Genomic DNA, 14,705 nt, shown 5'->3' with positions numbered 1-14,705 from the left:
CCAAAATCGACCCTGAGCGGCCTGTCATGTCAGGCATCAATCGGTAAAAAAACAGTCACTCCCTTGTAGTTACACGCCTATCTGACCGGTGATTGAGCTGCTCGGCTTTTTACCGGAGGTCACGAGTTCAATCGGATCCGTTATGTAGAACAAGCAGGTAGATATGCAGGGTGACGTTCAATCTGCCTGTACCGATCAACTATGATTTTCGCTGGCGGATCACGTTGAGGGTAAACATGCGGAGCCTCGATTCTCTCCTTGAGCTTGGCAGCAAAGTCGTGAGCACTTTTTTCATGCCGAAACTGAACTCGTCTGATGCCAAAACATACAGACTAAAGAGCTTCGCTTTGACTGGATAGGTACTCGATTTTCACTGACATGATCATGTCTCCAGGGCGTGATCCAAGGGTTAAAAGTGGATTTCAGCGGTCTTGAGGCCCAAGTCTCGAAGCTCGGCGATCAGGTCATCCAGATGCCCGAAAGACTCGACTTCCTCGTTGTCATCAACCAGGAAATAACTTCTCCCGGCGTCCTTCTTGAAAAACACGATCCACTCCTTGGGGTTGGTCGGGTTTGCGATCACATGGGTGTCAAAGGTCACGCCTTCGGCATGTTTGCTTTTCACAGCTTTACGATTCATGTCAGTCACCACGCTACACGCGCTCTCAAGATTCTCTATTTGCAGTGCATGCCCGCCCAGCTCCATCTGAACTTTCTCTATAAACATCTCCAGCCGCACGAAGCAGTGGATCAAGGGCATTTCAATTATCACTGTATGTTAATATTATGCACATGCATCCACTGAGGATCTAGCCATGATTGCGATAGGTGAGGCATGGAAGGCTGGGTTGTTGGGGCGAGAGCATTGGCTGCGCAATTTGGTGTCTGGCGTGATCGTCGGGGTCGTGGCGCTCCCCCTTGCAATGGCGTTTGCCATTGCATCTGGCGTCAAGCCTGAGCAAGGCATCTACACCGCAATCATCGGTGGTCTGCTGGTTTCACTCTTTGGCGGAAGCCGCTTGCAGATTGCCGGGCCGACAGGTGCGTTCATCGTGATTCTGGCGGGGGTCACGGCCAAGCATGGTGTTGACGGTCTGCAAATCGCCACGATGATGGCGGGGGCCATGTTGTTATTGCTGGGGATGGCCCGCCTAGGTGCAATCATCAAGTTTATCCCCGATCCGGTGATCGTCGGATTCACCGCAGGCATCGGCGTGATCATCTGGGTCGGACAGTGGAAAGACTTTTTCGGTTTAGCGAAGATCAGTGGAGAGCATTTCCATGAAAAGTTCTGGCATTTGCTCCAGGCGCTCCCGGATCTTCATATGGCCACGACCCTGCTGGCGGTACTTAGTCTTTTCCTGGTCATCACCGCGTCCAAAATTCCCGGACTCAAACGGGTACCTGGCCCATTAGTCGCAATGGCGGTAGCTACAGCGATACAGTCAACCTTTCATTTCGAGGGGGTAGCCACGATTGGCAGCGCATTTGGGGGCATACCTCAAGGCCTTCCAACGTTGAGCCTGCCTGAAATCACGTTGTCTCGCGTCATCGATTTGATTGGTCCGGCGTTTACTATCGCCATGCTTGGAGCAATCGAATCGCTGCTGTCCGCAATGGTGGCCGATGGCATGGCGGGCACTAAGCACGATTCCAATCAGGAGCTGATCGGTCAGGGAGTGGCTAACCTGGTCACGCCATTGTTTGGCGGCTTTGCAGCTACCGGAGCCATTGCCCGTACTGCAACCAATATCCGTAACGGCGGCACGGGCCCGCTGGCCGGCATTACGCACGCGGTCACGTTGGTGCTTATTATTCTGTTTCTGGCACCTCTGGCCTCAAACATCCCACTGTGCGCCCTGGCCGCCATTCTTTTCGTGGTCGCGTACAACATGAGCGAGTTGAAGCACTTCAAACGCATGGTCCAGCGGGCCCCACGCGCAGACGTAGCTATCCTGCTCATCACTTTCAGCCTCACAGTGTTCAGTGACTTGGTGATCGCCGTGAATATCGGCGTCATTCTTGCGATGCTGCACTTCATGCGCCGCATGGCCTCATCTGTGGAGGTGCAACAGGTAATCGAGCACGAGCTTGAAGAAGAGCTGAGGGCCAATGGGCACATTCGCCTGCCGCCAGGGACATTGATTTATACGATTGAAGGGCCATTGTTCTTTGGTGCGGCTGAGACCTTCGAGCGTGTCCTGGCGCAGACCCATACCGATCCACGTCTGCTGATTATTCGCTTGAAGCGTGTACCGTTTATGGATATCACTGGCTTGCAGGTGCTGGAGGAGGTCATTCAGCAATTGCACAAGCGCAATATCGTGGTGAAACTCTGCGAAGCGAACACGAAGGTGCTAAGCAAGCTCGATAGGGTGGGTATCTTGCAAGAAATCGGCACGGAGCATTACCACGCCGATTTCAACACCGCGCTGGCTAAAGCGGTCAGTCTCGCAGAGGGTCCGTCGACCCTCTAGAGGCTTACCGCCCGTGTCAGGTTATGACTTGGTACTGGCGGCATGCTTGCTTTTGGTCGAATAGGTGGCACCGTGGGTGTCCAGGTAGTCACGAATCAGTTGACGGACAACCTGAGAGGGCGTCAGGTCTTGTGCTGCACAGAGTTCCTCGAAGGCTTTTTTCTTGACGGGATCAATGAGCACAGTGAGGCGCGCAGTCTTGCTTTCCATGGGGTATTCAATCGCTCAAGTCGCTATATGTTAATCAAATTGTAATTGCCTTGTCCGGTGCTGTCACTGTGCTGCTCGTTACTTCGACTTTACTCACAAGAAAAGATTTGGCTCCCACGGTGGGTGATGATTCGGATCTGCTTCGACTCAGCGTGGATAATCCTCAAGGGGCGAGCATCGCGGGATTCGCTCGCCCAACCTGGTTATTGCGCAGCAAGCAGGGAGTCTTCGATTTCCTGTGCGACAAGGCTTTGTATCCGCCACATATTACGGTCCCGAATGCCATGCTCCTCCAGCATTGTCACAGTCCGGAACAGGTATTGGGCCGCCGAGCCCCAGTGCCCGGCTGCGCGAGCCAATACATGGGCCACCTTTTCCATGGGCAACTTTCCGGCATAGGCCATTCCGTCGCGTGCTGCGACAAAGGCTAATGCACGCACTATCCCGGATTCGGTTTTAACCGAAATCCAGCGCGGAACATTGGTCGGTGGGTTTGCGTCTATTTCCCGGACCATCAACAGTCCCAATTGCTTGGAATGGTCTTGCGTTGGAAGCCGGTATGCCAACCCGTTGCAGCTTCCGCCCCGGTCGAGGGCCAACATCAGGGCGGGCAACTCGCGCGTGCCGCGCCAGCGAGTCAGTTTCAGGCAGAACGATCGATGCCAGCCGAAGGCGGTGGCGCTGCGGCTCTCCAAAAAATCGAACTCCGGATTCCAGATCAGTGAGCCATAAGCAAAGATCCAAAGCTCCTGCGGTTTGTATTCAAACAACAGAGCCTCGACCATCGCATCAAACTCTGCTTCGGTGTGTTCGGCCGTGCCCGGTTCGGGTCCGGGATCGGGCTCAAATCGCTCAACGCGAGCGACGAGTTCCGCCGTCAGGTTTCGTCCTTTGGCGGGCGTGCTTCTCTGGGGCGCCATACCAGCCCTCCCACTATGGGTAGAAATTGAACCTCCTGATCAGAGTTTTTTCAGGAAGCCCAGTAGCAACTCATTGACCTCGGTCGCGCGTTCTCGCTGTATCCAGTGGCCGGCACCTTCGAGGATATGACACCCGCGCAGGCCCGGCAGTGTCTGCGCGAAAGCTTCGATCTGCCGCGGGGAGCCCGGAAACTTCAGCACGGCGTCGCGGCTCCCGGCAATGAACATCGACGGCTGCCGGATAATGCAACCGCGCCAAGGTGCCAGCAGTGCCCATGAGCGCGTCATGTTGCGGTACCAGTTCAAGCCGCCGCGAAATCCGCTGCGGGTGAACTCGCGGGTGTAGTAGGCAATATCCTCAAGGCTTAGCCAGGCTGGCAGGGTTTCGGGCTCGATCATCCCCCCCAGGAATCCCTGGCCCGGCTGCAGTCGGCCAAACACCGGCCCATCGGGCCCGTCTCCCGAGCCACTGAAGTAGATGCGCCGGATCGACGACTCGACGTCCCTTTCCAGCTCGGCCTCGGCCATGCCCGGCGTCTGGAAGTACTGGATGTAGAAGTCGCTGATACCCCGCGAGGCAAGCGCGCTCAGGAGCTCCACGCGATCCGGTGGCGAGAAGGGAACGCTCATGCCGACCACTGCGCGGAACAGATCGGGTCGCATCAATGCTGCGCTCCAGGCCACCAGCGCGCCCCAGTCATGGCCGACGATCACGGCTTGCCGCTCGCCGAGTGAGTTGACCAACTCCACCATGTCGCCTACCAGGTGGAGTGTGGTGTAGGCGTCGGGTTCGGCCGGCGCATCGGTGCCACCATAGCCACGCATGTCGGGTGCTACCGCTCTATAGCCGGCGGCCGCCAGCGCAGCAAGCTGGTTGCGCCACGAGTACCACAGCTCCGGGAATCCGTGGCATAGCAAGACCAACGGACCGCAACCCTGGATGGCGACCTGCATGCGGATACCATTGATGTCGAGCATTTCGAGGTGTGGCTCGTTCATGTGCGCTTCCTGCAATTCAAGCGATGGACCTCAGCAACCGCGGCAGGCTCGCCAGAGCCTGCTGTCTGCTGACAGAGAGCCGATGCAGCTGTGCCAGTTTCTCGGTATCGGTTTCCTGCAAGCCCCTGACCACCGCAGTCAGAAAGAATAAGCGCGACTGCCTGATCCAGCGGGTCAGGCCTTCATGCTCTCCCCAGCGTAGTTGGTTTCCCAGGTAGACCGCCCACATTCTGATCCAGTCCGTGGGAACGTGAGGCGGGGGGACCATCGTGCAAAGCACGTTCATTTGCGTTTGATCGTCCAGGTGGCTTTCCACATAAGCGATCAAGGCCGCGCTGAACAAGGGTTGGCAGCTGCTTACCATCAACAGGTTAATCCTGCCGCCGTCGAACACCTTCATTTCAGGCATTGTCGGGATAGCACTGGCGCTGCAGTCAATGTGCAGGGCACCTGGGCTCGTGGCGATGCTGCCTTGCTCGAGCACGATGCGCGTTGGCTCGATCACTCGCACCCGCCCCAGGCGCACAATGTTGTCGATGCGTCGAAGCTCACGTAACTCCGCCCGTGTGACGGTGGCGCAGCGGTAAGCAGTGGGTTCGACGGACTTATCCACGCGCAGGAGCTGGCCCGCCACCTCAAGCCTGGAGAACAGGTCCGGGATCGAGACTGCGGCTGCGATGGCCTCAAATTGTGCCGTGAGACCGCCGATTGTTCGTTCGAAGCTGTCGAGGCCAGGTTGCAGGTTGGCCCGGTCGATCAACCATGGATCGTTCGGCATGATCCAGCAGATGTTTTCGGGCGCAATACCGTTTTGCAGGCACCACAGGCAAGCGTCGATCCCGGTCTTGCCCGATCCCACCACTACGTAGCCAGAGTGTGGGTGCCGGATCTTCGGCAGGTCGTTCACTGGCACGCATTGCACGCCGGGCTCCACCCTGTACCTGGGCGGGTGGGTCGAGGGAACTGCCGTCTGGGCATGGGTGGCGTCCACCACCTTTTTGTGCACCCGGACCTGATGGTTTGCGCCGCTGACCAGCGAGGTAAAGCGGTGATCGTCAATGCGGTCGCCGGTGTAGTTGCACATGGGGAAGTAACGGACTCGACCTGACGGCAGAAACTGCTGATTCATCACCTGGTCGAAGTAGCTCACCACCTCGGCGCCGGAGGCTAGCTCATACAAGCCCTCGTTCAGTTGCGCCTGGTCTTTCGTTCCGCTGCCCAGTTCGCGTGAGTTGACGCCATAGAAGGCCGAGGGCTGGTGCAATCGGACGAACGGGTAGGCATCATTCCAGTGCCCGCCAGGTCGGTCGTGTCGATCCACCATCATGATGCATGCATTGGTTTCCTTGAGTAGCGTATCGACGAAAGCCATGGCCGTCGCGCCAGCCCCTATGATCAGGTAGTCGGTTTCGATCAAGTTTTCGTCCATATGCTTTCGCCTTTCTGAAGGTTGCTCCCTCTCAAGTTCAGTAGATTAGCTACCTGTACCAAGCCCAATAGAACGAATGCTCCTCACCCAAATAACCGCTGGAGTTAATGGCTGCAGCCGCAGTGATCATTACCGCCAGCGGGCACGCTATGCAGTGAATTAGCGTGAGTGGCGCAGATCTACAGCACTTTTGCTTCGAGGTGCGCGGTTTTCATGCGTAAAGCGCTTGAGGCTCGATAATCAAGGGCCAGGTCTGGATTATCCGGCTTCACGCATGACGATTTCCCGGTCCTACAGGCAGTATTGGCTGGTGGGCAGCACGTTGATCCTGTCGAAATCGATGAAGCGGCTGCAGCTTTCCATCATCACGGCCAGGCTGCGCTGGAATTTCGCTTCGTCGCCCACCGCATCGAAAAAGGCCATGGGATCGGTCATGGCCGCTGGCGGAAAACATTCCTCGACGATGGCGTCGATCCGTGGGGCGCCGTGCGTCAGTGCCGACACCACCAGGTTATGCACGTACTGGAAGTTGGCTTGCGTGTCCACGGCCACCGCCGTGTGATGGTTGCGCCAGATGTCCAGCCAGGCCTCGGGGGTCAGGCGTGGAGGGCAGGTCAGCAGGGCCAGCTGGGCAAACCCGTGGTGCGCTCGCCGGGCGTTGCAGGGAAGCGGGTATTGGCGATGGCGACCGACTCGCAGACCAGGTAGGTGGCCATGCGCGCCGTTGCCGCGCTGATCAAGTGGTCGAACGGGCGACGAGCCGGCCCGTTGGCACTGTCCAGCCACAGCGACAGGCTGCCATCGGGCAATGGCCGGTTGTTTTCCTGGCGCAGGCCGGCTGCAGGCTGCACATCGGCATCGGCCAGGTTCAATTGCACATGACGGGCACCGAGTGCCTGCAATTGCCCGGCGACCTCACTGCGCAGGCGATGGGCGAAGGTATCAGGACTGACTTGAGTATCACGCCACAGCAGATAGATGACTTTTTCCATAGCTATCAAACTCCTCGTTGCGGTTGATGGATGGAGCCGCGGTCGTGCTGCCTGGTCCATCCGGATGACCGAAAATCCCTAGCGTCATAGTCAATCAAGGTCAGCCGTCGGTAACACCTCAAACAGACTATTCACCAACAATATAAGGGCAATTGCTGACGCTTTTACTTCGGGCTCAAGCTCGGTGAGCACTGCGGCGTCGCCGATCGGGGCTGGACATTCGAATCGTGTTTCCGACAGTCCTCACACGCGTCTCAGGCAGCGTAGAATTCCAGGCAAGCAAGCCATTGTCTTGAGAAATCATGCCTGCACACATTCGCCTGGCTTTACCCGAAGATGCCCAGTTGTTGCCCCGTATTGAACGTAGCGCCGCTCAAGCATTCCGCTCAATCGATGAACTGAGCTGGCTGGCGGACGCTGCCACCATGACAGTCGATCGTCACAGGCAGTTGATCGTTCTATCGACGTGCTGGGTGGCTGTCGATGCCGAGGGTCGGCCCCAAGGTTTCCTGAGCGCAGAACGCCACGGCAGCGACCTTCATCTCTATGAGCTGTCGGTCAAACAGTCTGTGCAGGGGCAGGGCTGGGGGCGAAAACTGGTTGAAACGGCGATGGAATATGCGCGGGTTAATCAGCTGGCTTCTGTGACGCTGACGACGTTCACAGAGGTGCCGTGGAACGCGCCCTTTTACCGGCGGTTAGGGTTTGAGCATAACGCCGGGGCAACCCTGGAAAAGCGCTTGGCGGAGATTCTGGTACAAGAGTATGGCTGCGGCTTTGAACCCGGTAGCCGCTGTGCAATGTCGTGGCGGGTGCCCCAAGTCCCATAGCCAACTTCAGGTGCCTCCCCGGTTTTACCCGAAGGGCGCAAGCTCCCTCGCCACAGGTTTGGAGTTGGACCCGCCAGAAGGGCGGGTCCGATAGGGCATCAAAGTTTCGGCAATTGCCCGATGCGGCCCATCATCTCGGTCACGATCTGCAAGTCCAGCAGGAACTGCTCGGTGGTCTTGAACTCGTTGTCGTTGTGGCCGGTGTATTTGACGTTCGGCATGGCCAGGCCAAATTGCACGCCGTTGGGCAGTTCATGCACGGACGTGGCACCGGCGGAGGTGTCGAATTTGTGTTCCATGCCGAGGTTTTCGCTGGCCACGGCGAGCAAGGCCTTGACCCATTCACCCTCGGGGTTGCGGTACATCGGTTCGGCAATCGACAGGTCGAAGGCCGGTGCGATGCTGGTCTTCTTGCTCCAGGCGTCCAGCTTTGCGGCGATTTCGGACTTGAGCACCTCCGGCGTCTTGCCCTTCGGCACGCGCAGGTTGACCGCGAGTTTGAAGGCTTTGTCATCTATCCCGACATAGGTCAGGGAGGTGGTCAGCGGGCCCATGAACGCATCGGAAAAACCGACCCCCAACTTGCCACCCAGGTAGTCCAGCCCCCAGTTGTCGGCGGCGTAGCGGGCGGCGTCCGTGATCTGGTTGTGCTTGAGCGCGACCTTGCCGTTGAGGCTATTGATGAAGTCGAGCATCCTGGCCACCGGGTTGACGCCGGACTCGGGCTCGGAGGAGTGGGCGGACACACCGGTGACCGTCAGTTTGACGTCCTTGCCGTCGACCTTGGCGGCGACCTCGAAGTTGCCGCCGTTGCGCTTGGCATATTCGGTGCCGGCCTTTTGCAGGCTGGCGGCCAGTTCCGCGGGCTTGTCGGTCACCAGGGTCGCGACCGATGTCGACGGAATCTGGTTAGTGGCCAGGCCGCCAGTCATCGAGGTGATTTCCGCACCTTTGCCTTGCGCAGTGCGCTTGGCGAAGCTGGCCATGACCGTGCCGTAGCCTTTTTCGGCGATCACCACCGGGTAGCCGCCATCCAGCGCCAGGTTGTAGTTGGGGGTGGGGTTGCGTTCGAAGTAGTAGGGGATGGCATCGCCGCTGGTCTCTTCGGTGGTGTCCACCAGCAGCTTGAAGTTGCGGGCCAGCGGCAGCTGCTCTTCCTTGATGATCTTCATGGCGTAGAGCGCCACCACGATGCCGTTCTTGTCATCCTCGGTGCCACGGCCATACATGCGATCGCCGATCAGGGTGACCTTGAACGGGTCGAGGCGGGTGCCGTCCTGCAGCACCCAGTTCTCCGGCGTCACCGGCACCACATCGGCATGGGCGTGAATGCCCACGACTTCATCGCCGCTGCCTTCCAGGGAGATCTCGTAGACGCGGTTGTCGATGTTGCGAAAGTTCAGGTTGAACGCCTGGGCCAGGCCCTTGATCTTCTCGGCAATCTTGAGGAATTCAGGATTGTCGTGCTGGTCAACACCGTCCACGCGTACGGTCGGAATGGCCACCAGCTCCTTCAAGGTTTCGGTGGCCGCGCTGCCGTATTTCACCCGGGCATAGAGGCCAAGCAGGCGATGGATTTCATTTTGCTGCCCGGCGGTAAGCGTCTTGTTGCCCTGGAACGCACGGATGGCCGGGCCGAGGTCGTCGGTTTTGGCGATATCGCTCTTGGCCAGACTTCCCAGGAACTGCCTGAAATCCTTGACCGATGCATCGCTGAAGGTCTTGAGGATGATCGCGCTTTGTTGCGGGGTGATGTTGGCGTGGGCAGCGGTGGTGAACGACGAAAGGCTGGCGAGCATGAGGGTGGTCGCAGCCAGGTGCTTGAGTGAAAAATCCATTGCAGGGGGCATTCCTTTGCAGGCGGTTTGTAAGAAATATCTGATCGGTTGATCAGAAACATTTCAAAACTAACACCGCGAGCGTGTGAAACGGGAGCCCCTGAAGTGGGATCTGTCGCACAGTAATGCAAAAGCGGCGCAGAAATGAAAGACCGCTCTATCAATGCTTACATTCCGCCATCACCACGTGGCAGGTATTCGGCGTGCCGCCGGATCGGCCTGCATAACGGGCGCAATTATCCAGGGATTTCTGGCGAGCCATGTCCAAGGTGTCCGCCCAGGCGAGGCCACCTTCGCCGACAGTGGGGAGGGCTTTTGCGTAGCAGGTTGAACCAGTGTTTGGGGCTGAATAGCGAGCCGTGGTGGCTTTGCCTGAACATCCCGCTGTCAGTGCCAGGTCGATGGCGAGCAGGGAAAGCAGGATCCATGGCGAGTATTGGCGCGCAGTTTTTCCCGTCATCTCGGTTCCCCTGTAGCAAGAGGCGTATTCAAGGTCGTGCCTATTAAGATTAGGCCCCTGTCAGGACATCATCCACCTTTGGCCGGGTTTTGCCTCAATCAACTGAGTTATGTGTTTTTGGTATCAGTGCTATCCGATTGCATCTATTCATAAATTAATACCTGAAAGGTAAGTTGCATCTCTTCGATGACCAGTCGAGAGCAACTCATGACCCAGGACTCCATCCGCAAGTGCGCGCACGCAGCAATCAAGGCGGGTACGCTCTGTTTCACCCTGACCGCCGGTGCGTTCGTAGAGGCTGACGAGCGTAGCGAGCTTGGCCCGCTAGTCATCAAGGAGCAGGGAAGCCTGATGGCCGGCGGAGGGCTGATCACCCAGCCGGGGCGTTTTGATCCCTACAAGCCGATGCTGCCTGATGGCCAGACCTACCATGGGGACCATGTGTATGCCTTCTATCAGGTGCCGGTCGACACTCACCCGTTGCCCATCGTCATGTGGCATGGCGCAGGGCAATCGGCAAAGTCCTGGGAAACCACGGCCGATGGCCGGGAAGGGTTTCAGAACATCTTCCTGCGGCGCGGTTTCTCCACTTACCTGATCGACCAACCGCGCCGTGGCGACGCGGGGCGCGGCCTGGTGGAAGCGACGATCAAGCCTGTGCCGGACGAGCAACTGTGGTTCAACCAGTTCCGCATCGGCCTGTGGCCAGAGATCTTCGAGGGCAGTCAGTTTCCCCGTGGGCCGCAGGCGCTGGAGCAATTCTTCCGTTCGATGACGCCCAACACCGGTCCTTACGACATTGAAGTCGCCTCCGATGGCGTATCCGCGCTGCTGGAAAAGACCGGGCCGACCATCCTGTTCACTCATTCACAGGGCGGTGGCCCCGGTTGGTTGACGGCGATCAAGAGCCGCAATGTGCGGGCCATCGTGGCGTTCGAGCCGGGAAGCAGCTTCGTGTTCCCGGAAGGCGAGGTTCCGGCGCCGATTCCCAGTGCGTTCGACACGCTCTCGGCACAGGTCGTATCGAAGGCGCAGTTCGACGCGCTGACCCACATCCCCATTCTGATGTTCTACGGCGACAACATCCCGGACAAACCGGTTCGTTTGCCTGCACAGGACAGCTGGCGTGCCCGGCTTGAAATGGCTCGCCTGTGGCGAGACACGGTGAACCGCCATGGCGGTGACGTTCGGCTCATTCACTTGCCCGAGATCGGTATCAGGGGCAACAGCCACTTCCCGTTTTCGGACCTGAACAACGTCGAGATCGCGGATCTGGTTTCGCAGTTTCTCGCCGAGAAAAACCTGGATTGATAACGAGCATGGCAATCGCTGCCGCGCCCCCTTGGAAACTGGAAATGTCAGGAGTATTCACATGATGCGAACCACGATAAAGGCCACTCTCATGGCCGCCATGATCGGTATGTCCGGCGTTGAAGCCGAGGCGGCAGACTACAAACAGAATCCGTACACCTTGGCCTACGCTGGCGCGCTGGTGAAGAACGAGCCGGGCAAGGTCAACATCCACCCGGTCACCTACAAACTCAATGGCCTGGACATTGCCGCCAACGTCTACACCCCGGCCAATTATGACGCGGGGAAGAAATATCCGGCCGTCGTCGTGGCGCATCCCAATGGCGGGGTGAAGGAGCAGGTCGCCGGTCTGTACGCCCAGCGCCTGGCTGATCAGGGCTACATCACGATCACGGCGGACGCGGCGTATCAGGGCGCCAGCGGTGGCCAGCCGCGCAACATCGACAAGCCGGCGTTGCGCATCGAGGACATCCATGGCATGGCGGACTTCATCGCCAGCTATCCCGGCGTCGATAGCACGCGACTGGGCTTGCTCGGTATCTGCGGCGGCGGGGGCTATTCGTTGAAGGCGGCGCAAACCGACAAGCGCTTCCAGTCGATCGCGACCGTGAGCATGTTCAACTCCGGGCTGGTACGCCGCAATGGTTACCGGGACTCGCAACTGTCGACGATTCAGGAGCGCTTGCAACAGGCTTCGGCTGCCCGCGCACAGGAAGCGGCGGGCGGGGAGGTGCTCTATGTCGGCGATGCCAAACTGACCGATGAGCAGATCGCCAAGTTGCCGTTTGATCTGTACCGGCAGGGCTTCGAGTATTACGGCAAGACCCACGCCCACCCGAATTCGACCTTCAGGTACACCCAGAGCAGTCTGCTGGACCTGATGAGTTTCGATGCCACGGATCAGATCGAATTGATCGACAAGCCGTTGCTGATGATCGCCGGCAGTAAGGCCGACAGCCTGTACATGTCAGAGCAGGCGTTCGCCAAGGCCACCGGAACCCGGGACAAGAAACTGTTCACGATCGATGGTGCGACCCATATCGAAACCTATTGGGTGCCTGAGTATGTGGACGTCGCCATTGACCAGTTGAATGCGTTCTACGCTCGAACCCTCTGATCTGAAGGATCCGCCAGTATGAAGAACACTCTTTTGGGCATCGCGGTGTGCGCCGCGGCTCCTTTCGCCGGTGCCGCCGGGGCAGACAATATCAGTGAGCCCCGCGCCGCCCAGCAGATCAGCCGGGCAGGCAGCCAGGCTTCGGCCACCGGACCTGCTGAATATTTCACCGGGCAGGTGCGCGTCGATCCGTTGTTTTCCGCCACGGGCGAGATCAATGCGTCCGGCGCTTACGTCACCTTCGAGCCGGGCGCACGTTCGGCCTGGCACACCCATCCTGCCGGCCAGCGATTGGTGGTGGTGTCTGGTGTGGGCCTGACGCAGGAGTGGGGCAAGCCCGTGCAGGAAATCCATCCCGGCGATGTGATTGTCTGCCCGCCGGGTGTCAAGCACTGGCATGGGGCGGCGCCTGCCAGCGCCATGACGCATCTGGCCGTGACCGGGGCGGTGGATGGCAAAAACGTGCAGTGGCTGGAGAAAGTGACCGATGCCCAGTACGGCCCCCGCGGGGCCATTGCGCCGCAAACAGTGGCTCAACCGGCCTCAGAGACACTGTCCGCCAGACAACAGGCCATCCCTTTGATTGCCGCCGCCATGGCCACGAGCAATATTCCTCGACTCAATACAGCCTTGAACCAGGGGCTGGATGCCGGGCTGACGGTCAACGAGGCCAAGGAAATACTGGTGCAGCTCTACGCCTACAGCGGCTTTCCGCGCAGCCTCAATGCACTGGGCGAGTTGATGAAAGTGGTTGAAGCGCGTGAACATCGCGGCGTTCAGGACGAGCCGGGGCGCGAGCCCGGTCGCGTCATTCCCGTCGGCGATGAGTTACTGGCGGTCGGCAAGGCCAACCAGACGCGCATTGCCGGGGCGCCTGTCCAGGGTCCGCTGTTCGACTTCGTCCCTGTCATCAACCGGTACCTGCAAGCGCATTTGTTCGGCGACATTTTCGAGCGCGACAACCTTGACTGGCAAAGCCGGGAGCTGGCTACCGTCGCCGCGCTGGCCGCCACGCCCGGGGTAGAGTCGCAACTGCGCTCGCACATGGCCGCCAGCCTGCGGGTCGGTCTGACCGTTGCGCAATTGCGTCAGCTGGCCCGGCTACTGGCCGATCAGGGTGATACCGATGCAGCCAAACGGGCAACCGAGGCGCTGGACGCCACCCAGGCCAATCAGCCCGGATAGCGCAGGGTTTCGCGTAGCAAGGTAAAGGCCGGCGAGCTCTGGCGCCGGCTCGGGTAATAGAGGTGGTAGCCAGAGAACGGCTCGCACCAGTCCGCGAGCACGTGGATCAACCGGCCCAGCGCGATATGCTCGCGCACCAGGTCCTCCGGCATATAGGCCAGGCCCAAGCCCTGAAGGGCGGCCTCCAGGCGCATGGCAATGTTGTTGAACACCAATTGGCCTTCGACACGGACTTTCAATTCCTGGCCATTTTTCTCGAACTCCCACAGATACAGCCCACCGTAAGTCGGCATGCGCAGGGTGATGCAGTTGTGCTGCATCAGATCGATCGGGACGACTGGCTTTGAGTATCGGGCGAAATACGCCGGAGAACCGACAACCGCCATGCGCATGTCGGGACCGATGCGTGTCGCGATCATGTCCTTGGCGACCTGTTCACCCAAGCGGACGCCGGCGTCGAAGCCTTCCGCCACGATGTCAGTCAAACCGTAGTCGACGATGATTTCGATGCTGAGGTCGGGATTGTCCGGCAGCAATTTTGCGAGCACAGGGTGCAGAATCGTGATCGCTGAATGCTCGCCGGCCGTGATCCGCAATTTGCCCGCCGGCTTGTCTCGAAATTCGCTGAGCAAGGCCAGCTCGGTGTCGATTTCTTCGAACCTGGGGGCGATCACTCGCAGCAGATGCTCACCGGCTTCAGTCGGTGAAACGCTGCGCGTGGTGCGCGACAGCAGCCTGACGCCCAGTCGATCCTCCAGCTGGCGCATGGCCCGGCTCAAGGCCGGTTGCGACATGCCCAGCTTGGCGGCGGCACGGGTGAAACTGCGCTCTTGTGCCACGGCCGAGAAGATCGCCAGTTGGTCGTAGCTTTCGACGGTCATTTATGCGCACCTGTTATGAACCAGTTGCGATTATGCCATTTTAGGACCAATCGTAG

Annotated in this window: 15 protein-coding genes; 5 read left to right on the top strand and 10 right to left on the bottom strand. The window is 59.0% G+C overall.

The annotated features are described in order from the left end of the window. Positions 1-409: 409 nt before the first annotated feature. Positions 410-640 carry a hypothetical protein gene (locus tag AC1DVE_RS13205; RefSeq protein ID WP_032828974.1) on the bottom strand — a complete coding sequence of 77 codons (231 nt, stop codon included), beginning with the start codon at positions 638-640 and terminating at the stop codon, positions 410-412. 175 nt (positions 641-815) lie between these two features. Here AC1DVE_RS13205 and AC1DVE_RS13200 point away from each other — a divergent pair, with 175 nt between their 5' ends. Then, positions 816-2,477, top strand: coding sequence for a SulP family inorganic anion transporter (locus AC1DVE_RS13200; protein ID WP_223456309.1), 1,662 nt, complete (start codon positions 816-818; stop codon positions 2,475-2,477). A gap of 21 nt (positions 2,478-2,498) precedes the next feature. Here AC1DVE_RS13200 and AC1DVE_RS13195 read toward each other — a convergent pair whose 3' ends face one another. The 6 genes from AC1DVE_RS13195 to AC1DVE_RS13170 all read right to left on the bottom strand — a co-directional run bounded on the left by AC1DVE_RS13195 (position 2,499) and on the right by AC1DVE_RS13170 (position 7,027). Further along, complete coding sequence (locus AC1DVE_RS13195; protein WP_046043116.1) at positions 2,499-2,687, bottom strand: ribbon-helix-helix protein, CopG family; 189 nt, start codon at positions 2,685-2,687, stop codon at positions 2,499-2,501. 203 nt (positions 2,688-2,890) lie between these two features. Continuing rightward, positions 2,891-3,607 (bottom strand): gamma-glutamylcyclotransferase, encoded by a 717-nt coding sequence (locus AC1DVE_RS13190; protein WP_223456308.1) that lies wholly within the window; start codon positions 3,605-3,607, stop codon positions 2,891-2,893. A gap of 39 nt (positions 3,608-3,646) precedes the next feature. Continuing rightward, the gene (locus AC1DVE_RS13185) at positions 3,647-4,606 is read right to left on the bottom strand and encodes an alpha/beta fold hydrolase (RefSeq protein ID WP_223456307.1); all 960 of its coding nucleotides are present in this window, start codon (positions 4,604-4,606) and stop codon (positions 3,647-3,649) included. A gap of 16 nt (positions 4,607-4,622) precedes the next feature. Then, a complete protein-coding gene (locus AC1DVE_RS13180; protein WP_223532148.1) occupies positions 4,623-6,035 on the bottom strand; it encodes an NAD(P)-binding protein in 1,413 nt (470 codons plus the stop codon). 291 nt (positions 6,036-6,326) lie between these two features. After that, positions 6,327-6,581 carry an EthD domain-containing protein gene (locus AC1DVE_RS13175; RefSeq protein ID WP_317848745.1) on the bottom strand — a complete coding sequence of 85 codons (255 nt, stop codon included), beginning with the start codon at positions 6,579-6,581 and terminating at the stop codon, positions 6,327-6,329. A gap of 68 nt (positions 6,582-6,649) precedes the next feature. Next, positions 6,650-7,027, bottom strand: a complete 378-nt coding sequence (locus tag AC1DVE_RS13170; protein ID WP_223457020.1) for a hypothetical protein — start codon at positions 7,025-7,027, stop codon at positions 6,650-6,652. Between the two features lie 302 nt (positions 7,028-7,329). On the opposite strand from AC1DVE_RS13170, the gene AC1DVE_RS13165 reads away from it, so the two are divergent. Beyond that, positions 7,330-7,857, top strand: coding sequence for a GNAT family N-acetyltransferase (locus AC1DVE_RS13165; RefSeq protein WP_223457018.1), 528 nt, complete (start codon positions 7,330-7,332; stop codon positions 7,855-7,857). A 98-nt stretch (positions 7,858-7,955) separates the two neighbouring features. Here the strand turns inward: AC1DVE_RS13165 and AC1DVE_RS13160 are convergent, their stop codons facing one another. Next, positions 7,956-9,695 (bottom strand): dipeptidase, encoded by a 1,740-nt coding sequence (locus tag AC1DVE_RS13160; RefSeq protein ID WP_223457015.1) that lies wholly within the window; start codon positions 9,693-9,695, stop codon positions 7,956-7,958. A 160-nt stretch (positions 9,696-9,855) separates the two neighbouring features. Further along, positions 9,856-10,155, bottom strand: coding sequence for a hypothetical protein (locus AC1DVE_RS13155; RefSeq protein ID WP_223457014.1), 300 nt, complete (start codon positions 10,153-10,155; stop codon positions 9,856-9,858). A 207-nt stretch (positions 10,156-10,362) separates the two neighbouring features. Here AC1DVE_RS13155 and AC1DVE_RS13150 point away from each other — a divergent pair, with 207 nt between their 5' ends. The 3 genes from AC1DVE_RS13150 to AC1DVE_RS13140 all read left to right on the top strand — a co-directional run bounded on the left by AC1DVE_RS13150 (position 10,363) and on the right by AC1DVE_RS13140 (position 13,768). Next, positions 10,363-11,466, top strand: coding sequence for an alpha/beta hydrolase (locus AC1DVE_RS13150; protein ID WP_223457012.1), 1,104 nt, complete (start codon positions 10,363-10,365; stop codon positions 11,464-11,466). A 61-nt stretch (positions 11,467-11,527) separates the two neighbouring features. Next, complete coding sequence (locus AC1DVE_RS13145) at positions 11,528-12,583, top strand: alpha/beta hydrolase (protein ID WP_223457010.1); 1,056 nt, start codon at positions 11,528-11,530, stop codon at positions 12,581-12,583. Positions 12,584-12,601: 18 nt separating this feature from the next. Continuing rightward, entirely contained in the window at positions 12,602-13,768 is a 1,167-nt protein-coding gene (locus AC1DVE_RS13140; RefSeq protein WP_223457009.1) for a (R)-mandelonitrile lyase, read from the top strand. Here AC1DVE_RS13140 and AC1DVE_RS13135 read toward each other — a convergent pair. Continuing rightward, positions 13,756-14,649: a LysR family transcriptional regulator gene (locus AC1DVE_RS13135; RefSeq protein ID WP_223457001.1), complete on the bottom strand. Its 894-nt coding sequence runs from the start codon at positions 14,647-14,649 to the stop codon at positions 13,756-13,758. The two genes, AC1DVE_RS13140 and AC1DVE_RS13135, sit on opposite strands and share 13 nt — an antisense overlap. Positions 14,650-14,705 lie beyond the last annotated feature (56 nt).

The organism is Pseudomonas sp. P4_B4, from assembly GCF_056402255.1.
This window is presented reverse-complemented; position numbering and strand designations above follow the sequence as displayed.